At 43.4% G+C, this 20,759-nt stretch carries 16 protein-coding genes; 9 read left to right on the forward strand and 7 right to left on the reverse strand.

The window, feature by feature from the left end; translation table 11 throughout:
- Nucleotides 1–64: 64 nt before the first annotated feature.
- From ACO6S0_RS16060 to ACO6S0_RS16075, 4 genes are all read right to left on the reverse strand, one after another.
- Nucleotides 65–2,827, reverse strand: coding sequence for a TonB-dependent receptor (locus ACO6S0_RS16060; protein ID WP_422349327.1), 2,763 nt, complete (start codon nt 2,825–2,827; stop codon nt 65–67).
- A 208-nt stretch (nt 2,828–3,035) separates the two neighbouring features.
- A complete protein-coding gene (gene glmS, locus ACO6S0_RS16065; RefSeq protein WP_422349328.1) occupies nt 3,036–4,883 on the reverse strand; it encodes a glutamine--fructose-6-phosphate transaminase (isomerizing) in 1,848 nt (615 codons plus the stop codon).
- A 113-nt stretch (nt 4,884–4,996) separates the two neighbouring features.
- Nucleotides 4,997–6,823 carry a DUF4270 family protein gene (locus tag ACO6S0_RS16070; protein WP_422349329.1) on the reverse strand — a complete coding sequence of 609 codons (1,827 nt, stop codon included), beginning with the start codon at nt 6,821–6,823 and terminating at the stop codon, nt 4,997–4,999.
- 5 nt (nt 6,824–6,828) lie between these two features.
- Nucleotides 6,829–7,638 (reverse strand): glycogen/starch synthase, encoded by an 810-nt coding sequence (locus tag ACO6S0_RS16075; RefSeq protein ID WP_420401144.1) that lies wholly within the window; start codon nt 7,636–7,638, stop codon nt 6,829–6,831.
- A gap of 102 nt (nt 7,639–7,740) precedes the next feature.
- Between ACO6S0_RS16075 and panC the strand changes: the two genes are divergently transcribed.
- The 6 genes from panC to ACO6S0_RS16105 all read left to right on the forward strand — a co-directional run bounded on the left by panC (nt 7,741) and on the right by ACO6S0_RS16105 (nt 14,807).
- Nucleotides 7,741–8,589, forward strand: a complete 849-nt coding sequence (panC, locus tag ACO6S0_RS16080; protein ID WP_422349330.1) for a pantoate--beta-alanine ligase — start codon at nt 7,741–7,743, stop codon at nt 8,587–8,589.
- 13 nt (nt 8,590–8,602) lie between these two features.
- Nucleotides 8,603–8,953: an aspartate 1-decarboxylase gene (panD, locus tag ACO6S0_RS16085; protein ID WP_420401146.1), complete on the forward strand. Its 351-nt coding sequence runs from the start codon at nt 8,603–8,605 to the stop codon at nt 8,951–8,953.
- 2 nt (nt 8,954–8,955) lie between these two features.
- Nucleotides 8,956–9,921, forward strand: coding sequence for a lysylphosphatidylglycerol synthase transmembrane domain-containing protein (locus tag ACO6S0_RS16090; RefSeq protein WP_422349331.1), 966 nt, complete (start codon nt 8,956–8,958; stop codon nt 9,919–9,921).
- Nucleotides 9,922–9,945: 24 nt separating this feature from the next.
- Nucleotides 9,946–11,088, forward strand: a complete 1,143-nt coding sequence (locus ACO6S0_RS16095; RefSeq protein ID WP_422349332.1) for an alpha/beta hydrolase — start codon at nt 9,946–9,948, stop codon at nt 11,086–11,088.
- Between the two features lie 126 nt (nt 11,089–11,214).
- On the forward strand, nt 11,215–12,573 hold the full coding sequence (gene radA / locus ACO6S0_RS16100; RefSeq protein ID WP_422349333.1) for a DNA repair protein RadA: 1,359 nt from the start codon (nt 11,215–11,217) through the stop codon (nt 12,571–12,573).
- Between the two features lie 71 nt (nt 12,574–12,644).
- On the forward strand, nt 12,645–14,807 hold the full coding sequence (locus tag ACO6S0_RS16105) for a PQQ-binding-like beta-propeller repeat protein (protein WP_422349334.1): 2,163 nt from the start codon (nt 12,645–12,647) through the stop codon (nt 14,805–14,807).
- A gap of 2 nt (nt 14,808–14,809) precedes the next feature.
- Here the strand turns inward: ACO6S0_RS16105 and ACO6S0_RS16110 are convergent, their stop codons facing one another.
- The 3 genes from ACO6S0_RS16110 to ACO6S0_RS16120 form a co-directional block, all read right to left on the reverse strand.
- The gene (locus ACO6S0_RS16110) at nt 14,810–15,850 is read right to left on the reverse strand and encodes an NADP(H)-dependent aldo-keto reductase (protein ID WP_422349335.1); all 1,041 of its coding nucleotides are present in this window, start codon (nt 15,848–15,850) and stop codon (nt 14,810–14,812) included.
- Nucleotides 15,851–15,913: 63 nt separating this feature from the next.
- Nucleotides 15,914–16,678: an exodeoxyribonuclease III gene (locus ACO6S0_RS16115; protein WP_422349336.1), complete on the reverse strand. Its 765-nt coding sequence runs from the start codon at nt 16,676–16,678 to the stop codon at nt 15,914–15,916.
- A gap of 70 nt (nt 16,679–16,748) precedes the next feature.
- Entirely contained in the window at nt 16,749–18,707 is a 1,959-nt protein-coding gene (locus tag ACO6S0_RS16120) for a glycoside hydrolase family 3 protein (RefSeq protein WP_422349337.1), read from the reverse strand.
- An 87-nt stretch (nt 18,708–18,794) separates the two neighbouring features.
- Here ACO6S0_RS16120 and ACO6S0_RS16125 point away from each other — a divergent pair, with 87 nt between their 5' ends.
- The 3 genes from ACO6S0_RS16125 (at nt 18,795) to ACO6S0_RS16135 (ending at nt 20,752) form a co-directional block, all read left to right on the forward strand.
- Nucleotides 18,795–19,589: an NUDIX hydrolase gene (locus tag ACO6S0_RS16125; protein WP_422349338.1), complete on the forward strand. Its 795-nt coding sequence runs from the start codon at nt 18,795–18,797 to the stop codon at nt 19,587–19,589.
- Between the two features lie 63 nt (nt 19,590–19,652).
- Nucleotides 19,653–20,171 carry a hypothetical protein gene (locus ACO6S0_RS16130; RefSeq protein ID WP_422349339.1) on the forward strand — a complete coding sequence of 173 codons (519 nt, stop codon included), beginning with the start codon at nt 19,653–19,655 and terminating at the stop codon, nt 20,169–20,171.
- A 29-nt stretch (nt 20,172–20,200) separates the two neighbouring features.
- Nucleotides 20,201–20,752 (forward strand): cysteine hydrolase family protein, encoded by a 552-nt coding sequence (locus ACO6S0_RS16135; RefSeq protein ID WP_422349340.1) that lies wholly within the window; start codon nt 20,201–20,203, stop codon nt 20,750–20,752.
- The last annotated feature ends 7 nt before the right edge of the window (nt 20,753–20,759 follow it).

Below are 20,759 nucleotides of genomic sequence, written 5' to 3' on the forward strand. Positions count from 1 at the left end.
TTTTTGGCAACAAAAAGGGCACTGTTTTAAAGAGTGCCCTTATTCACTTTTTTAATGCTAATTGTTATGGATTTATGGTCCAAGAAACATAGTAAATAGAACCTATGTTTCCGGTACCTATGGCCGTAAAATATTCATCACCCAAAAGGTTGGACCCCCCCACCTTAAATACGGATTTAATACTTGGCACGGTATAATTCATCTGTGCATCGAGTACCGTAAAGGAAGGCACATCCCCATCCGCGAAGGAAGCTTCCCAGAAGAAACTATCACTCCACCTATAGTTTACATTGAATCCAAAGTTTTTGAAAAGCTCTGTGTTTCCAAAAGACGCCTTTACCTTGTGCTTGGGTGTATTGAAGTTGGTTCTGAAATCCGGGAACCTGGCCTTGTCAAAATCAAGTTCGGTATAGGTATAATTAACCCCCAAATCAAAATCTCCAAAAATTTTGGTGTCCACTCCAACAGTTCCTCCGTAGGAATTGATATCCACAGTGGAATTGGTATACGTCTGATATGGTTTTCTATCACCGTTCTGTAGAGCCAATAATGAAAGACCACCGTCACCCGCAGTACCATAGTACGGAACCAATACGGTCACGTTGGCAATAAAATCCTTATACCTATTGTAGTATCCACTCAAATCAATAGTGAACTTTCCAATCTGTCCACGATAACCAGCCTCAAAAGTCGTAATCTCCTCTGGTTTAATTACCGATGTATTCACGGCTTCAGGAGCACCACTTAATACAGAACTCAGGGAATAGGCATTCTCATAGGCAGCTCTTCCCACAATATCCACAGTGGATTGACCAATCAGGGCTTGCCCATTTTGACTTACATTAAAAGTTCTTACATCCCTATCCAAGTTATCTGGAGCAGAACCCACCAATATGGCGGCACCAGCATCCAAACCAATAAATAAATCCTGAGTGGTTGGGTTTCTAAAACCTTGCTGTGCAGAAATCCTGATGTTGTGATTACGGTTTTCACCTGCGGTGTACGCCAAAGCAACTCGAGGAGAAACAAACCCATCAAAAAATTCATTCTTGTCGTAACGTGCAGACCCAGTAAACTTGAAGCGATCATCTGCAAACTTCTTTTGCACTTGAACATAAGCTCCATATTCATTATAGGTGATAGGGCCATCGGAATCCGTAAAGATGGTTCCTCCCGAATTCAATTCATATTCCCTAAATGATCCACCGATTTGAATATCGGCCCAATCGTCTATTAAATGTGCTATGTTATAATTCCCGTTCACATGACGGAATTTGGTATTGTCAATAAACTTGGCCCCTGTGGTCAAATCCCCATCATTGATCACCGCATTGAAGGCATTTTGGAATCCAGGGGTTCCTGGAATCAGTCGTCCTGTATCTGCTGCCTGCCTAGCTGCGGCATGGGCGGCGGTTGATGCTTGCTCAGGAGTAAGGCCTCCTTGCTGGATCCCTCCAAGGTAGGTTGGGATATACGTTCCGGCATATTCCGTAAACCATTGGGTATCTCCTTTCCATCTTCGGTTTAAATTGATTGCTGCAAAACGGGTATCGTATGCATCCCCAGAATTTTCGGAAACTAGGTAACCCCTAATAAAGAAGTTGTCATTTTTAAGTTCCAATTTATGCTGCTGCATGGAAAACCCGCTAACGGCATACCTGTTCGAACCTTGATAAATTGTTGTACCTCGACCAATCCGTCCGTTATAAATCAACTCCAAATCCGTCCCGAATGGGCGGTAGTGAATGGCGAAATCTGTCTTTACACTTTCTGCATTATAATCCGCCAAATCCCTTTCAGCATATCCTGTTCTTGAAATCGTTGCTGTTCCAACGGTTCCACTGGGCAATCCGGCAGCGGCATCAAAATCCAAGGTGGTTGAAACCTCATCCCCATAAACGTTCAACCCATCATATGCCGGATTGGAACGGTCTGCACCAGGATTAGCCAAGTCCAAAATGCTGTTGGCATGCCAATCCTCACCTTTTAAAATGGAAATGTTCGCTTTAACTGCCAGCTTATCACTAAATGCATGGGCAGCCCTTATTCCAAAATCATAATAATTGTTGTCCCCAGCAGCTTCTTGGGAGGTAATTCCAGTTTTTCCATAAGCACTTATTCCCTGAAAATCAAAGGGGTTTTTACTTCTCATGAACAAAATACCATTAAAGGCACCTGCTCCATAAAGTGCAGAAGATGCACCTGGAAGGATTTCTACACTCTGTACATCCAATTCTGACATCCCCACCAGGTTACCCAGTACAAAATTTAGTCCCGGTGCCGTATTGTCCATGCCGTCCACCAACTGTAAAAAGCGGTTGTTGGCAAAAGTGGCAAAACCTCTGGTGTTAATGGACTGGAAGGTTAAACTGTTGGTATTTATATCCACTCCCTTTAAATTTTGAAGCCCTCCATAAAATGACTCCGCTGTTGTGTTTTTGATTTCCTTGAGACCAAACCGTTCCACAGATACCGGAGATTCGAAAATTCGTTCTGGGGTTCGGGAAGCGGAGATTACAATTTCATCCAAAAAAGTGGAGGCCTCTGCCAATACTATTGAAAGTGTTTGATTGTTTGAAGTTACATCCGCTAAGTAATCTGCAAAACCTATGGCCGTAAACTGAAGTTGAAACGGGGGCTGTTCTGAAGTGTTGAAGGTGAAATTTCCATCAAAATCCGTAGTGGTTCCTTCCGCTTTTCCAACCAGGACAACATTGGTCCCGGGAATGGGTTCATTATTTTCATCAACTACTGTTCCCTGAACCGTTGTTTGGGCATAAGATAGGCAACCAAACAACATGAGGGAAAGAATGACTAGTCTTCTCATCAGTTTTTAATTTGAGTTAAAATAGTTTTAAAAGTGTGTTAAGCATTGCAGGCGGAAGATACATTTTTTTTCATTTGATTTCGTCAAAATCAAAAAAAATTATGCATGCATAGTACTTTATTGCTAAAAAAAGTGCGTTTTATCTACCATTTTAACAAAAAAACTGTGAAAATCGAAAGCTTTTTAAAGTATTATCGAATTCTTAAGGTCACTCCACGGTAACCGATTTGGCCAAATTCCGAGGTTGATCTACGTTACAATCCCTCATCACGGCAATGTGGTACGAAAGTAATTGAAGCGGTATGGTGGTCAATAAAGGTGTTAGACATTCAGTGGCTTCCGGTACTTCAATGACATGATCGGCCAACTCCCTCACCTGCTCATCCCCTTCGGTTACAATGGCAATGATCCTGCCCTTTCTGGATTTGATTTCCTGGATATTGCTCACCACTTTTTCGTAATGTCCTTTTTTGGTGGCGATGACCACAACCGGCATTTGCTCATCGATCAAGGCTATGGGTCCATGTTTCATTTCGGCCGCTGGATAGCCTTCGGCATGGATATAGCTGATCTCCTTTAATTTTAATGCCCCTTCCAAGGCTACAGGGAAATTATAGCCCCTTCCCAAATAAAGACAGTTGGAGGAATCTTTATATATTTCTGAAATCTCCTCGACCAGCGCATTGGATTCCAAAGTCTTTTCCACTTTGGAAGGAATGCTTTCCAGCTCGGTCAATATCTCGTGGTACTTGGATTCAGAGAAAATACCCTTTTCGTGGGCGAGTTTCAATGCAATCAATGTCAACACAGTTATCTGGGTGGTAAACGCTTTGGTTGAAGCCACACCAATTTCCGGTCCGGCATGGGTATAGGCCCCTGCATGGGTCTCCCTTGCAATAGAGGAACCCACAACATTACAGACCCCAAACACAAATGCTCCTTTTTCTTTAGCCAATTTGATTGCCGCCAAAGTATCTGCGGTTTCCCCAGATTGGGAAATGGCTATCAGTACATCGTTTTCTGTGATAACGGGGTTTCGATATCTAAACTCGGAAGCGTATTCCACCTCAACGGGAACGCGCGCCAAATCCTCAAAAATATATTCTGCTACCAATCCGGCATGCCATGAGGTACCACAGGCCACAATAATAATTCTGTTGGCATTAAGGAATTTCTCCAAATTCTGGTCAATCCCCGCCATTCTAACAATGCCTTGATCGGCCAGTAAGCGACCCCTATAGGTATCCAAAATAGCACGCGGTTGCTCATAGATCTCCTTAAGCATGAAATGTTCATAGCCCCCTTTCTCTATTTCCTCAAGGTTCATTTGAAGCTCAAGAATATTTGGATAGGCTATGGCATCATCCTTGATCTTGCGTAATTTGATTTCCTTTCCAATTCTTACAATGGCCATTTCCTCATCTTCTAAGTAAACGGCATTGTTCGTGAATTCTATAAAGGGTGATGCATCGGAAGCAATAAAATATTCGTTCTCCCCTATTCCGATGGCCAGGGGACTTCCCAGTTTTGCCACCACAATTTCATCTGGCTTGTTCTTGTCAAACACCGCAATGGCATAAGCGCCAACCACCTGGTTCAAGGCAATTTGCACCGCTTGACCGAGCTTTACTCCTTCTTTTTTCTTAACCTCCTCAATCAAATTGACCAGAACTTCGGTATCCGTATCCGATTCAAAGGTATAACCGCGTTCTGTCAGTGCTTTTTTAATGGATTCGTAGTTCTCAATGATTCCATTGTGAATAATGACCAAATCCCCGGAATTGGAATAATGTGGGTGGGAATTGATATCGTTGGGCACACCATGGGTAGCCCATCGGGTATGTCCCAGTCCCAGTTTACCATCGGTGGTGATGGTAGCCTCGCTTTTCTTTTTTAAATCCTCTACCTTTCCCTTTGTTTTGGACAAATGGGTGTCCACCCCATCAAACAGCACTATTCCGGCACTATCATAGCCCCGATATTCCAAACGTTGCAGACCTTTAATAATAATTGGATACGCATCCCTATGACCAATATATCCCACAATTCCGCACATATGATTGAGTTTTAAGCTATTTGATGAATGACACTGTTGCCAAATTTAGTCCCAAAAAGGGAAATTTTGACGCCTGTAAGTCATAAAACGAAAAAAGTCTATGAATGGTATGCCTAGTTCGCCTCTGTGTAATAAATTTCCAGCTTGAGTTTTTTGTCCTCATCAGCCGCATCTACGTTGCTACCAAACAATACAGTTCCCAAAGGATTAATGTTGGACATAACAGGTACGTCAATAATTTCTTCAACCGAGCCCATGGCTTCTAAAACTGCGGCAATTCCGATATTGGAAGTCACGGTTAGTGCCAATCTGGCATTGGTAGAATCCCTGACCACAATATCGTTGATGTGATTTGTAATCCTAAACTTGTACTGGGTCCCCTGATTATTTTCTCTTTGAAGGATGCCATCAAAATCCAAGAAAAGCCCTAGGGGTTCATTGGTGTTACTGGTCTCTATTGTGGCATCATAAATAGGCTGATTGGTTTCTGCATTATAAAGGTATAACCTGGAAGGCTCATCAGTAATCCCCATGGATGCATCCAAGGTAGCGCGGTCTACATAAAAAACAAGATTGGCCTCGTTAATGATCCAATTGTTCTGTTTGATTTGATTTATCACATCCCCGCCACCATTGATGGTTTCTTCAAACAATCTTATTTCGGTAAAGGTCCCAGTACCTCCTCGGACGTATATTTTGGACGCATTTTCACCATTATCAAGGGCATTGGCAATATCCGCAGGCAAAATATCATCTTGCAAAATATTGACGGCATTCCCCAAAATTGTTCCATTATTATTGACCAAAAGGTTCAATACAAATTCACGTTCTACCGTTTCTACCTCTTCTTCTGTGGAATTGTAGTCTTGAAATTCGTAGGTGATGGTAATGTTGGCTTGGGTCAAATCCAATAAAAACATTAGCTCCTCGCTATCTGAAGAACCTGCCAAATGTATGCCTCGGATATAGTCTGAAAAATTGGCTTGGCTGATTAATTCGGCATCTCCTTCCTTGTCCAAAATTTCTTGGAAAAAAGCGTTGTTCAAGGGAACACGAATTCCAGGCGCAATTCTATTTTCTACCTGAAGCGATTCATCCACATCATCAGTTTCGGGATCGTCCTCAAACCACTCCAGCTCTTCTTCGTTATTTACAATGACCTCTCCACTAAAAAGCTCCTGATCCACAAATGCCGAGAAATCCTGATTGGAAAAATACTCCTGTGCCTCCTCAAAATTGGTGTTCGGATCCAAGTCCCTTAGATAGTAGGTAAAAGAAGAAACCTTAAGATTGAAGGCTTGGGTCCTATCCCCAAAAATACTGTCCAAATCGAAACGCTTTGCGAACGTATTGGCAATGAAGTCCTCTCCTGTTCCGTCCTCATCGGGATCAAATGGATCAGATCCAATGATGCGCTCCTCATTATCTGAGACCCCATCCCCATCTTCATCGGAATTGGGGTCGCTTGAATCGTTATCAAACTCATCTTCCACACCATCACCGTCATTGTCCCTCAGCGAAGTTGGGGGCAATTGGAATGGTATGTATAAAAAGACTTCCTTTACAGTTTCGTTTTCTTGAATGGTATTGTCATTATCGTCATTGTCCGCATTGTCCTCTGACTCTTGCGATAATTCACCAAAAATTGGATTTCCCTGTCCGCCATTTGGCAACCAAAGCTGTGAAGCAATACTGGCATTCCTTTTTCCGTATACCCCATCATTCAAGGTTCCCAACTGATAGAGGGGAAGTTTGTTGGTCTGAACGGCTTCCACTCCCTTGTTGAAGGCAAACACCTCAAACTCGGCCTTTCCTGTGGTAAAGGGTTCTCCCGCAACCACACCCTCACCCAAGGTACCCAATTCCTCCTCACAGGATGTATTGATTAGAAATAAAGCTCCAACCCAGGCTGAAACCCATATAATCCTAGAAAATTTCATGCAATTTATTTTAAAACTTCTGTCTTATAGAAATTTGTGTACGCCTCTTCTGCTTCCTGGAGAGAAACATAGGGCAGTACGGGTTTGGAAAGATTTGCAATATGGCTTTTTAAGTCTTCTGAAATCTCCTCCGAGGCTAAAATAACCGCATCGGAATAATCCACTGCAACTTTTAACAAATTATTATAGTCAGGTGTTGTAAGCGAAGCGATCTGCTCCTCCTTGATCCCGTCAAAAGCAATTTTGTTGATCATTTTCCCATCCAACTCTCCTTCATAACCTCTATCGTACACAGAGGTAACAATCTTACTGTCCGCGAACAAGGGTTCATCAGAATAGTATTCCCTTAGATATAAGGGAAGCAAGGACGCCATCCAACCGTGAACGTGGATGATATCCGGAGACCAATTCAGTTTTTTTACGGTTTCAACCACCCCTTTGGCAAAGAAAATGGCTCGTTCATCATTGTCAGGAAAAAGATTCCCCTCCGCATCGGCAAAGGTGGCTTTTCTTTTAAAGTACTCATCGTTGTCAATAAAGTACACTTGGATTCTCTCTCTTGGAATAGATGCTACCTTAATAATCAAAGGCATATCCATATCATTGATTACCAGATTCATCCCTGACAAACGGATTACCTCGTGAAGCTGATGTCTTCGCTCATTGATATTCCCGTATCTGGGCATGAATATGCGAATCTGACCCCCATTGCTGTTAACCATTCTGGGCGCTTCGTACGACATTAAGGAAACTTGATTCTCTGGGAGGTAGGGCACTAATTCAGAAGATACAAACAATATCTTTTTACCATTCATAAACACTTTCTTTTGCTTATCCGAAAAACGTAGGCGCAAAAGTACAAAAATTATGCTGATTAGCAGTATTTATAGTATTTTTGCACGCTTTTGATTTGCGCTATGCACGTATTTGACCGTAAGAAGGATCTTGAATCCTTCCTACAAAATGAAAGAAACAAAAATCGTACCATTGGCTTGGTACCTACCATGGGGGCGTTGCACCAAGGCCATTTGTCTTTGGTAAAAAAGGCCATCTTGGAAACCGATGTAGTCGTTGTAAGCGTGTTCGTAAACCCAACCCAATTTGATCAAAAAGAAGATTTGGAGAAATATCCCAGAAATCTTGAAAAGGATTTGGACCTACTCCAAAGTGTTGATCCAAACATTGCGGTGTTTACCCCAACAGCATCCGAAATCTATGGGAATCAAATAGTCTCCAAATCCTATGATTTTGATGGATTGGACAAGGTCATGGAAGGGGCCTTTAGAACAGGACATTTTGACGGTGTTGGAACCATTGTGGAATTATTTTTAAAAACGGTATCCCCGGATACGGCATATTTTGGAGAGAAAGATTTTCAACAACTCCAAATTATTAAGAAGATGGTGGAAACCAAGCAACTACCTTATGCTATAGTAGGTTGCCCCATTGAAAGGGAAGTTCATGGCTTGGCCATGAGTTCACGTAATGAACGTCTCTCTCCTTCGACTAGGAAAGAAGCTGGATTTATATACAAAACCTTAAAAGCTGCCAAGGCTAAATTTGGCACGGAAAGTGCTAAAGGAATTAAGGACTGGGTTAATATCCAATTTGCCGAAAACAAAACATTGGAGTTGGAGTATTTTGAAATCACGGATGAAGACACCTTAACCCCAATGAACAAAAAACAGGCAAACCAAAAATATAGGGCTTTCATTGCCGTTTATGCTGATGGAGTCCGATTGATAGACAATCTAAGATTGAATTAATTAATTTTGCGCCATGCAAGTTGAAGTAGTAAAATCAAAAATCCATAGAGTAAAGGTCACCGGTGCCGATCTCAATTATATTGGGAGTATAACCATTGACGAAGACCTTATGGATGCTGCGAATATCATCAGGGGAGAAAAGGTACAGATCGTGAACAACAATAACGGTGAGCGATTGGAAACCTATGCCATTCCAGGACCACGCGGTTCCGGGGAACTTACCCTTAACGGTGCCGCTGCGCGCAAGGTTGCAGTTGGCGACGTACTTATTTTGATCACTTATGCATGGATGGGTATAGAGGAAGCCAAATCCTTTAATCCTGCATTGGTCTTCCCCAACGAGGAAACCAATATGCTAAACTAGTTTTGAGCGATTCCCTCAAAAAATTCCTAAAAATTGCTGTTCCGATCCTTATCGGTTTGGGGCTTGTATTTTATTCCTACGCTTCCACAACCCCGGAGGATCGAACAAAAATTTTGGAGGCCATTAAAAATGCAGACCCCATCTGGGTGGTGTTGTCAGTTGCCATCGGAATTTTGAGCCATGTCTCCCGAGCAATCCGCTGGAACTATCTTTTAGATCCCCTGGGATATCGTCCCAAATTGGTCAATAATGTGCTCATTATCCTTACCAGTTATTTTGCCAATACCCTGGTCTTGCGCTCAGGAGAGTTTTTAAGGGCCACAGCGTTGAACACCTATGAAAACGTTCCTTTTGAAAAAGGCTTTGGCACTATTGTTACGGAAAGAATTATTGATCTAATCATGTTGCTGCTCATCATTACCATCGCGTTGCTGGTGCAAACCGATGTTATTCTGGGCATCCTTGAGGAAAATGGTATTGGACTTGCTGGGTCCTTAACACTGCTCTTGGTGGGTGTTGTAGGCCTTTTAATTTCCATTAGGCTCATAAAAAAGTCTTCTTCCAAGCTTGCGGTCAAAATAAAAACCTTTCTCACTGGTCTTTTGGATGGTGTGCTCAGCATTTTTAAAATGAAGCGTAGGGGAGCTTTTATTTTCCACACTTTCCTGATATGGGCCTGTTATATTGCCATGTTCTGGGTGATAAAATTTACTGTTCCCGAAACCACTGATCTGCCCCTTGGTGCCTTTTTAGTAGCCTTTGTGGCCGGTGCCTTTGCCATGGCAACCACCAATGGAGGTTTGGGACTCTTCCCCATTATGGTAACAGCTGCTTTATCTGTGTACGGCATAAGCAAAACATCCGGTGACGCCTATGGATGGATCATGTGGACCGCACAGACCTTGATGGTGGTGGTTTTTGGCACAATATCCTTTATTGTGTTGCCGTTATTGAATAGAAATCGGTAAACCCCTACCATTAAATACTCTCCAATGAAAAAATGGCTATTCCCGTTAATTGGCCTATTGTGCTTTGAGCTTGGTGCCCAAGTGCAAAAAGAAATCTTTGAATCCTTCAAACTTCAGGAGCGTAGGGATGTTTCCTATTATTTCCCGGAGAATTATTCAGAAGACCAAAAATATCCTCTGATCGTGGTCCTTGATGCAGAATACCTGTTTGAATTGGTGGTGGCCAATGCCAAATTCTATAGTGAGCATCAAAGAATGCCAGAAACTATTATCGTTGGGGTTCATCAAGCAGAGGGCGACATCAGATGGGAAGATTGTGATTTTGAACAGACCACTGGACTCCCTACAGAAAAAGGGGCCAAATTTTATGAGTTTTTGGGCACAGAACTTATTCCCTACCTCGAAACCAGCTATAATATTGCCCCTTTCAAAATGTTCGTGGGCTACGATATAACCGCCAATTTTGGTAATTACTTTTTGTTCAAGGATCGTTCACTATTTAACTCCTATCTGTCCATTTCCCCTGTTTTGGCCACGGAAATGGAAAGTCGGGTTCCTTCAAGATTATCTGACCTAAACCAACAGATTTTTTACAATGTGGTTCTGGAAAAGGAAAAAACAGAAGATAGACAGCGTATTCTTCAAATGAACAATGCCATCAAATCCATAGATAAGGAAAGCTTGCATTACTTTTTTGATGAATATAACAATGCGGACCATGTCTCCATAGCCGCTTATGGCATAAGTAAAGCTTTTGACAACGTGTTCAAAATATTCAGGCCGATAAGCCCCAAAGAATACAAAACGGAAATTCTTACTTCGGATGAGCCTGTATTCAAATATCTTGAAGATCGATACGACATGATCGAAAATCTGCTCGGTTTCAGAAAACCTGTGGAGCTCAATGACATCATGGCCATCTACGCAGCCTGCCTTAAAAAAGACGATTTTGAATCCTTGAAACCCTTGTCTGAAATCTGCAAAAAGCAGTACCCGGAAACCATGATGGGCTTTTATTTTGAAGGGGAATACTATGAGGAACTGGGCGAGCCCAAAAAAGCCTTTAAAACCTTTGAGAAAGCCTTCCAAATGGAAGAAATCGATTTTCTTACCAAAGACATGGCCCTGGATAAAATTGATGCCCTTAAGGCAGATTTTGGATATTAACTTCTTGGAAAGTTAGATTATTGGATAGCTGGATTTTTCAAAAAATGAAGCCAGGAAATCCTATAATCCAACCATCTAAAAATCCATGCATCATATTCCATATCTTTGGATACTTCTTAACAACAAATGGCCAAGACCAAAACTGCCTTCTTTTGTCAAAACTGTGGTGCCCAATACCCCAAATGGGTAGGGCAATGTTCTTCTTGCAAACAGTGGAATACCATTGTGGAAGAAGTAGTTCAAAAAGAGGAAAAAAGAAGCTGGAAAACAGAAAATAGTCCCTCTAAAAAAGCATCCCGCCCTTTAAAAATTGCCGAAATAACCAACGAAAAAGAACTGCGGTTAGATTCCAAAGACCAGGAGTTTAACCGAGTACTGGGAGGGGGCATTGTCCCAGGTTCCCTAATCCTTTTAGGCGGCGAACCCGGGATAGGAAAAAGTACCCTGCTGCTTCAAATTGCCTTGAAGCTTAACTATAAAACGCTTTACGTCTCTGGGGAAGAAAGTCAAAAGCAGATCAAGATGCGGGCCGACCGTATTCATACCAACAGTGAAAACTGTTATATTCTCACAGAGACCAAAACCCAAAACATCTTTCAACAAATCAGCGCCTTGGAGCCCGACCTATTGGTCATAGATTCCATACAAACCCTACATACGGATTATATTGAATCAGCTGCGGGAAGTATTTCCCAAATAAGGGAGTGCACGGCAGAGCTGATCAAGTTTGCCAAGGAAAGTAACACCCCGGTAATCCTGGTGGGCCATATTACCAAGGATGGTACCATTGCGGGGCCAAAAATCTTGGAGCATATGGTGGACACCGTGCTGCAATTTGAAGGAGATCGCAATTATGTATACCGTATCCTCCGCTCTTTAAAAAACCGGTTTGGCTCCACGGCTGAATTGGGTATTTACGAAATGCAAGGCAGTGGTCTAAGGGAGGTGAACAACCCTTCGGAAGTCCTTATTTCCAAAAACGAAGAAGACTTAAGTGGAACGGCCATAGCAGCTACCGTAGAAGGAATGCGACCTCTTTTGATAGAAATCCAAGCCTTGGTCAGTACTGCTGTATATGGAACCCCGCAACGTTCGGGTACCGGATTCAATGCCAAAAGACTGAACATGCTTTTGGCGGTTTTGGAAAAACGGGCTGGGTTTAAGTTGGGCGCCAAGGACGTATTCCTGAACATAACGGGAGGAATCTCTGTAGATGACCCCGCCATTGATTTGGCCGTGGTGGCGGCAATTTTGTCCAGCAATGCTGATATTCCTATTGAAAAGGGAGTTTGTTTTGCTGCCGAAGTTGGGTTAGCAGGGGAGATTAGACCCGTGCAACGTGTTGATCAACGTATCCTTGAAGCCGAAAAATTGGGCTTCAACAAAATCTTCGTTTCCAAAAACAACAAAATCGGATTAAAAAATACGGCAATTCAAATTCAATTGGTGTCGAAAATTGAGGACGTTGTCCACTCCTTGTTTTAAACAACAAGATATTTTCGCAGCTCAATTCTGGTTTTCAGGGTCTTATATTTTATATTTAAGAAAACATCCGTATGAAATCCGCAAAGACCCTCATCCCTTTACTGTGTTTGATCATTATCTCCTGTGCCAAGGAAAAAGAAAATCTCGTAAAGGCATATCACACCACTTGGCGGCATTACTTGGGCGATCCCGAACAAACCCACTATTCAACACTACAGCAAATAGATACCTCCAACGTAGCAGGGTTGGAATTGGCGTGGTCCTATAAAAGTGGCGGACTGGAAGACGGAAGAACCACCCAAATCCAAACCAATCCGATGATAATAGATAAGGTACTCTATGGCGTAAACGCAGCTTTGGAGCTGTTTGCGCTTAATGCCGCAACAGGGGAGGAAATATGGAGTTTTGAACCGCCAGCATCCAATGATTCAGGTTTGGGAGTTAATCGTGGATTGAGCTTTTGGGAGTCCCAGGGAGATGGCCCCAGCCGTATTTTTTTCTCATCGGGATCCAATCTCTTTGCAATCAACCTCTTGGATGGAAAACCCATTGGTTCCTTTGGGAATGATGGTAGTATTGATTTAAGGGATGGTTTGGGAAGAGACCCCCAACAACTGTCCGTAGTGGCAAATACACCAGGAATAATTCATAAAAACTTGCTTATTCAGGGAACTCGTGTTGGCGAGGGCCCGGGTTCCTCACCTGGACATATCAGGGCTTACAACGCGCTGACAGGGGCTATTGAATGGACGTTCCACACCATTCCACAGCCTGGAGAGATGGGCTATGAAACTTGGCCCAAGGAGGCTTACAAAACAGTGGGCGGCGCAAATAGTTGGCCCGGAATGGCATTGGATCAAGAAAGGGGTATCGTTTATATTCCCACAGGGTCTGCGGCCTTTGATTGGTACGGTGGTGATAGGGCTGGAGCTAATTTGTTTGCAAATTCCCTATTGGCATTGGATGCCAACACCGGAGAGCGCAAATGGCATTTTCAAATGGTACATCACGACACTTGGGATCGGGATTTGCCCGCACCCCCCAATCTTTTTGAGATGGAAAGGGATGGCCAGACCATTCCCGCTGTAGCTCAAGTAACCAAAAGCGGGCATGTATTTGTTTTTAACCGCATTACTGGAGAGCCCTTATTTCCCATTGAGGAAAAATCATATCCTTCATCTCCATTGGCAGGTGAAGAGTCCTACGCAACCCAACCCCTCCCAACCAAACCCAAGCCTTTTGCACGACAAATCTTGCATGAAACAGATCTGTTTGATCCGGACAGAGCCGCTTTTGTAGATGACTTTGTGGACAAAGATCAAAATATTGACCCCCCAACGGTGCTGGAAAAGTTCAAAGGAATTACCTCCAAAGGACAATTTATCCCCATAGATACCATCGGAACCATGTTGTATCCAGGAGCGGATGGCGGTGCCGAATGGGGAGGCGCGGCTTTAGATCCGCGAAGTGGTATTATGTATGTGAACTCCAATGAAATGGCGTGGATTGTGCGCATGCGGGAAGTAGGGGGTAAAAATGGCGAAGAAAGCAATCCAGGACAGTCCTTGGCCCAGATCCATTGTGCTCGTTGTCATGGGGGTGAGTTCCAAGGGTTGGCCGGGATTCCAGAGTTGCAAACCGTAAAGAACCGCCTTTCTGTGGATTCCATAGCAACCATCATCAAAAGTGGACGAGGTGCCATGCCTGGAATGCCCAATTTGAACGATAACGAGATTAGGGCCATATCCAATTTTATCTCAGGAATCTCGGAAGAAACAGACCATAGGGTTGAAGAAACTTCGGCAAAGGTTCCCTATGCCGTGGCTGGTTTTGGCAGATTTAAGGATGACCGCGGATTTCCCGTGGTTAAACCACCATGGGGTACCCTTAATGCCATCGATTTAAATTCGGGGGAATATCTATGGACCATTCCACTAGGGCATGAAGAGCAGTTGAAGGATCCTAATATTCCAATTTCAGGAACAGAAAATTATGGTGGCCCCGTAATCACAGCCGGAGGGGTTTTGTTTATTGCTGCGACCAAGGATGAAAAAATTCGGGCCTTTCATATGAAAACAGGTCAACAATTATGGGAGGACAAGCTCCCAGCTGGAGGTTATGCCACCCCGGCTACCTATGCCGTGGACGGAAAACAGTATGTGGTAATTGCATGTGGTGGCGGAAAAATGGGCACTCCTTCGGGAGATGAATACCGCGCCTACACCCTGAAATAAACTTAGGGAGCGGGGTTGGGTATGGCATTGTGAATGGCCTCAATGCCGTCCAAAACCTCATCGGAAAGATCCACATCAATACTGGCGATGTTCTCCTTTAACTGTTCCATTGTGGTCGCCCCAATAATATTGCTCGTCAAAAAGGGTCTTGTGTTCACGAATGCCAAGGACATTTGTGCCAAACTTAGCTCATGAGCTTGGGCCAATTGTTGATATTGCTGTGTTGCCTTGGTGGCATTTTCACTACTATAGCGATCATAATGTGGGAACAAGGTCAGTCTTCCTTTTCTGGGTTTGATTTCATCCAAGTATTTTCCACTCAATACCCCAAAAGCCATAGGCGAATATGCCAAGAGACCGATGCTCTCACGGGTTGCAACTTCGGACAATCCCACCTCAAACAGTCGGTTAAGCAAGCTATACGGGTTTTGGATGGTGAGCATTCTGGGTAAATCTTGGTGTACTTTGCTCTCCTCTAAATAACGCATGGTTCCCCAAGGGGTTTCATTGGAAAGGCCTACATGCCTAATTTTCCCTTCCTTAACCAAATCTCGGAGGGTTTCCAATACCTGATGAATATTATCTTCCCAAGGATCAATGGAATGCGCATTGAATCCACGCTGACCGAAGTAATTCGTGTTCCGTTCCGGCCAGTGCAATTGATACAAATCAATGTAATCCGTTTGCAGTCGTTGCAAGCTTCCGTTGACCGCACTAATAATGGAATCCTTGCTAAAGCCTGTAGTCCGTATGTATTTGGTAAAATCAGCTCTTCCCGCAATTTTTGATGCTAGCACCACCTTATCCCTATTCCCTGTTTTCTTGAACCAACTTCCGATAATCTCTTCGGTTACGGCATAGATCTCTTTCTTGGGAGGAATGGGATAAAGCTCGGCCGTATCAAAGAAATTCACCCCTTGGTCAAGGGCGTAATCCATCTGTTCATGTCCTTCAGCCTCCGTATTCTGCCTCCCCCAGGTCATGGTTCCCAAACAGATTTTGCTTACTCTAATATTGGTATGTGGTATTCTAGTATATTTCATTGGGCCATCAAATTACGATTGGCAAAAATAAGCAATAGGAATTTTGGCTTTTTAACGGAAATGTTATTTTTCAACCTCAAGAAGAATCGGACAGTGGTCACTATGCTTGGCATCAGAAAGAATCACGGAACGTTTAAGCCTGTCCTTTAAGGATTCATTGACCATGCCATAATCCAATCGCCAACCTTTGTTATTGGCCCGTGCATTGGCTCGGTAGCTCCACCAAGTATAGTTATGGGGTTCCTTGTTGAAATGTCTGAAGCTGTCTATAAATCCACTTTTGATAAAACTCCCTATCCATTCCCGTTCCACAGGTAAAAATCCTGAAACGTTTTTATTTCTGACCGGGTCGTGGATGTCTATTGCCTCATGGCAAATGTTATAATCCCCACAAACAATGAGATTGGGTCGCTCCTTTCGAAGTTGATCCGCATATTTTTGGAAATCGGCCATATAGGTCAATTTAAACTCCAAGCGGTCCATGTTGGTGCCTGATGGCAAGTACATGCTCATCACGGAGATATCACCAAAGTCTGCCCTTAGGTTCCGCCCTTCAAAATCCATATAGTCAATTCCAGTGCCGTACTCCACATGATCCGGTTCTTCCTTACAAAGCAACGCGACCCCGCTATACCCTTTTTTTTGGGCACTGAACCAGTAGTTGTGTCGGTAACCAGCAGCCTCGAACATGGAAACATCCACCTGTTCTTTCATGGCCTTGGTTTCCTGTAGGCAAATCACATCGGGACCCACCGCCTGTAACCAATCAATAAATCCTTTGTTCAAAGCGGCTCTGATACCGTTGACATTATAGGAAGCAATCTTCATTGAAAAAATTTTCCCTAAAAATAACCAATGTCATCCGTTGGAAAAAAGATTGTTCCCAATTCCTTTGGCCCTAATAAGACAACCCAAATCCGAAGGGGTACAAAGGATTTTCAGAATCGTAGGGCACATCTTCCAGCTGCTTTTCAACCGCTTCTTGGGATGAAGGCAACTCAAATGGCAATTTTGCCTTCGGATTTACCTCGCCCGAGAGGAGGCCTACCAATGCTTCGTCGCTGGTGCCAAAATCAACGAGCAAAGCATTGGCTTCTGCACTGACCTCAGTTAGTATCGCGGGTCGTTCAAGTGTAGCTACAACTATGGAAGGTTTGTCTTGGATCAGGTCCAAGATTTCTTTTTTCTCTTCCTCGGAGTAATACAATCTGCCTTGATGGAAAAAAGACTCCAAGAAATAATCGGTACGCTCATCATAGGGAGTTTGGATACGGGCAACGACCACATCCGCTTTATCGGGACTGCTCACCAATTCGCCCAAACTTGCATAGGCCTCTTTATTCTCAGCCCCATGAACATATAACTTCACGGTTTTTTTCAAGGGTAACAAGCCTTCATTTTTGAGTAGTACGGTTGACTTTTGCTGGGCCAACTTTCCCTTTTTTCTAAAATCGCTATTACCGGCAATAACTTTTGATGCTTCCACATCCACATAGGGATTATCGAAAAGACCCAACTTGAACTTATCACGAAGTACCCGTTTCACAGAAACATCAATACGCTCTTCCGTAAGCTGACCCCCATTAACCAACTCGGATATAATCTCAGGAATACTTTCCCCTCCCAGCTGATCGCATCCAGCGTCGAATACTTTTTTAACTCGCTCCTTTATGGTCAAATGTTCAACGCCCCAAGCACGACCTTCGCCCATTTTGGTATCTGTGATAATATTCCAATCCGTGCAGACTACCCCTTTAAAATTGAGCGAATCACGCAAGAGTCCAGTAATGATATCCTTGTTGAACCCAAAGGCGACATCCTCACTCGTCTGTCCAACAGGTATTCCGTAATAGGGCATAATTTGGGCGGTATTCGCTTCAAAGGCTCCTTTGATGAAAGGTATTACGTGATAATCAAAGTTGTCTCCAGGATAGGCTTGTTCCTTTCCGTATGGAAAATGCGGGTCTTCGCCATCTTTCTGAGGGCCTCCTCCTGAAAAATGTTTGGTCATGCAGGCCACACTATTGGTATCCAAAGAATCTCCTTGAAATCCCAGAACATAAGCTTTGGTCATCATTGCGGACAGGTCGGCGTCCTCCCCAAAGGTTCCGTTGGTCCTTCCCCATCTAGGTTCCGTGGCCAAATCGGCCATAGGGTGCAAAGCCAACCGAATACCCACGGCCAAATATTCTTGACGGGCAACATCCGCAAACTCCCTGACCATGAGGGTATCTCTAGAGGCTGCCAATCCCAAAGAACTGGGCCACTGCGAAAAAGCCGGGGTATACAAGGAGGCTCCCGGATTGTTGGATGTGCCATGCCGCGGGTCCGTTGCTATGGTGATGGGTATCCCCAGTCGGGTCCGCTCTGCCATTTTCTGGATGGTATTGTTGTATTCAGCCATAAGGTTGGCATCCAAGGAAGTCAGAATATTAAAGCTGTTCAATTTCTTCTTGGCTATGAGTTCCGAGTTGGAGGGAAGTACGAACGACATGATAATATTTATCGGGTCCAATGATAGCACCGGAGTCTCCAACGGCTTACCACTGGGGGTGGCCCCAATCATGGTCACAAATAGCGATCCTGTTTTTTCATCCAAGGTCATCTGATTCACCAAGTCGTTTACCCGGTCTTCAATAGGCGCATTTTTGTTTTCATAAACGTCCAGCTTGCCATTTTTGTTCAGGTCCCGGTATGTTATCCCATGGGCAACCAGGGTTGGGGCCTCTTCACCCAGCAAATCCATATTATCATTGGATTTTGCCTTTTTCGAAAAATACAGCACAGTCCATCCCACCACAATCAAGGTGATAAGGGTGAGCAGCACATATTTGAGGGTTTTCAGGAACTTTTTCATATTTATTATATCATTTCGACACAATAATACGATTTTATTTTTAATGTATCAAATTGACACATTAGAATTTTTGTATTTTTGGCTTTAATGGCAGATATCGAATCTCAAATCAAGATCCTAAAAGACCTTATTCCTAAATTCCTTCCTGGACATTCCGTGGATTGTGTCATCTTCGGTTATGAAGAAAAAGAACTTAAGGTCCTGTTGTTGAATTGGAAGCAAATGGATCTTTGGGCGCTGCCGGGAGGATTCATTTTCAAGGACGAAAGCATGGATGATGCTGCCCAACGCGTTTTGGAAGAACGGACAGGTCTTTCCTCCATTTTTCTAAAACAATTCCACACTTTTGGAAAGATTCAACGATCAGATCACAGTCAGCAGGAACATCATAAAAAAATTGTGGCCTTGATGAAGCCCAATAAGCATGATCAACAGATCTTCATCGATTGGTTCGACAATCGTTTCATTACTACAGGATATTTTGCACTGACCGATATTGGAAAAGCCACCCCAAGACCCGATTTCTTGAGTGAAAAATGTGAATGGAAAAATGTTTCGGAGCTTCCTGAGCTTATTATTGATCATGCGGAAATCATTCAGCAAGCCATGCACCAGCTTAAAATCCAATTGAATTACCTTCCCATTGGCATTTCTCTGCTTCCTGAAAAGTTCACTATGATCGATTTACAAAAACTGTATGAGGCCATTTTGGGGAGACCTTTGGAACGCAGCAACTTTCAACGTAAAATCTTAAAGCTCGGCTTCCTGGACCGTCACGAAAAACTAATGTCGGGAGCGGCCAACAAAGCCCCCTACCTCTATTCCTTCAACTCCACCAAATATGAACAACTTCTGGAGGAAGGCATTGGTTTCAGATATTGAACTATCCCGTTCCCATTTTTGGAACACTAATTGATTATTCATGATGAAATCAAATTTTTAATCATGAAAAAACTCTTGATTTTGGGCATTTTGCTCACCGGATTAGCAGTGAACGCACAGGCGTATCCAAGATATGGCAACAACCATGAACTGAAGTTCAATGCCGGCCTATTTCTGGCGACTGGATCGGTGGAAGGTTCTTATGAATATTACTTCACCGAAGACACTAGCTTTGGGGGAACCGTTTATTTTAATAATGACGCTACAGATTACAATGGCGACTTTGGAATCGGGCCCAATCTTAGGGCCTATTTTGGGTATCAACCCAGAACTGGCCTTTTTGTGGAAGCTTTTGGACTCTACTATACTTGGGACGAAGAGAATCTTGAGGAAGATATACGGTTAAGAAACGACAACTTCAGCACCGTTGCACTTGGATTGGGACTGGGAAATAAGTGGGTTACTCCCAGCGACAACTTCACTTTGGAAATCTACGGTGGGGTTGGTAGAAATATAAATCCCGAAGTCTTCCAAGACACTTTTATGTTCCGTGGAGCCTTGTCTGTTGGGTTTAGGTTTTAAGCCGTAATTTTAAGGCTTAATCCTATCCAATGACAGCCTTACTTCTGATAGACATACAAAAAGGTCTCCAAGAACTCGATTTTTATGGTGGGGAACGCAACAATCCCGAAGCGGAAGCCAATTGCAGCAAAATTTTAGCAGCTTTTAGAGCTAAGGGGCTTCCCATTTTTCATGTGCAGCATTGCTCCATCAATCCAGAATCTCCATTGCATCCCAACAAAGCTGGCAACGATTTTCATCCCTTGGTACAACCAAGACATGGTGAACCCATTTTCCAAAAAACGGTTAACAGTGCCTTTATTGGTACGGACTTGGAATCCCAGCTTAAAGCCCTGAACATATCGGATTTGGTCATTGTTGGACTTACCACGGAACACTGCGTATCCACCTCAACAAGAATGGCCGCCAATTTAGGATTCAACACCACCTTGATTTCCGATGCCACCGCGGCTTTCAATAAAATTGGTATAAATGGGGAAAAATACAGTGCCGAATTGGCTCATAAAATCGCTTTGGCCAACCTCAAAGACGAGTTTGCCAACATACAGGATACCCAAAGTTTGTTACAGGAACTTGGCTAATTCCTTC

Origin of the sequence: Flagellimonas sp. (assembly GCF_965233845.1) — a bacterium.
Lineage (GTDB): Bacteria > Bacteroidota > Bacteroidia > Flavobacteriales > Flavobacteriaceae > Flagellimonas.

What these genes read in the sequence shown, in the direction of transcription:
- ACO6S0_RS16060 (WP_422349327.1), bottom strand. Translation starts at nt 2,827, where the DNA reads ATGAGAAGACTAGTCATTCTTTCCCTCATGTTGTTTGGTTGCCTATCT.
- glmS (WP_422349328.1), bottom strand. Translation starts at nt 4,883, where the DNA reads ATGTGCGGAATTGTGGGATATATTGGTCATAGGGATGCGTATCCAATT.
- ACO6S0_RS16070 (WP_422349329.1), bottom strand. Translation starts at nt 6,823, where the DNA reads ATGAAATTTTCTAGGATTATATGGGTTTCAGCCTGGGTTGGAGCTTTA.
- ACO6S0_RS16075 (WP_420401144.1), bottom strand. Translation starts at nt 7,638, where the DNA reads ATGAATGGTAAAAAGATATTGTTTGTATCTTCTGAATTAGTGCCCTAC.
- panC (WP_422349330.1), top strand. Translation starts at nt 7,741, where the DNA reads ATGCACGTATTTGACCGTAAGAAGGATCTTGAATCCTTCCTACAAAAT.
- panD (WP_420401146.1), top strand. Translation starts at nt 8,603, where the DNA reads ATGCAAGTTGAAGTAGTAAAATCAAAAATCCATAGAGTAAAGGTCACC.
- ACO6S0_RS16095 (WP_422349332.1), top strand. Translation starts at nt 9,946, where the DNA reads ATGAAAAAATGGCTATTCCCGTTAATTGGCCTATTGTGCTTTGAGCTT.
- radA (WP_422349333.1), top strand. Translation starts at nt 11,215, where the DNA reads ATGGCCAAGACCAAAACTGCCTTCTTTTGTCAAAACTGTGGTGCCCAA.
- ACO6S0_RS16105 (WP_422349334.1), top strand. Translation starts at nt 12,645, where the DNA reads ATGAAATCCGCAAAGACCCTCATCCCTTTACTGTGTTTGATCATTATC.
- ACO6S0_RS16110 (WP_422349335.1), bottom strand. Translation starts at nt 15,850, where the DNA reads ATGAAATATACTAGAATACCACATACCAATATTAGAGTAAGCAAAATC.
- ACO6S0_RS16115 (WP_422349336.1), bottom strand. Translation starts at nt 16,678, where the DNA reads ATGAAGATTGCTTCCTATAATGTCAACGGTATCAGAGCCGCTTTGAAC.
- ACO6S0_RS16120 (WP_422349337.1), bottom strand. Translation starts at nt 18,707, where the DNA reads ATGAAAAAGTTCCTGAAAACCCTCAAATATGTGCTGCTCACCCTTATC.
- ACO6S0_RS16125 (WP_422349338.1), top strand. Translation starts at nt 18,795, where the DNA reads ATGGCAGATATCGAATCTCAAATCAAGATCCTAAAAGACCTTATTCCT.
- ACO6S0_RS16130 (WP_422349339.1), top strand. Translation starts at nt 19,653, where the DNA reads ATGAAAAAACTCTTGATTTTGGGCATTTTGCTCACCGGATTAGCAGTG.
- ACO6S0_RS16135 (WP_422349340.1), top strand. Translation starts at nt 20,201, where the DNA reads ATGACAGCCTTACTTCTGATAGACATACAAAAAGGTCTCCAAGAACTC.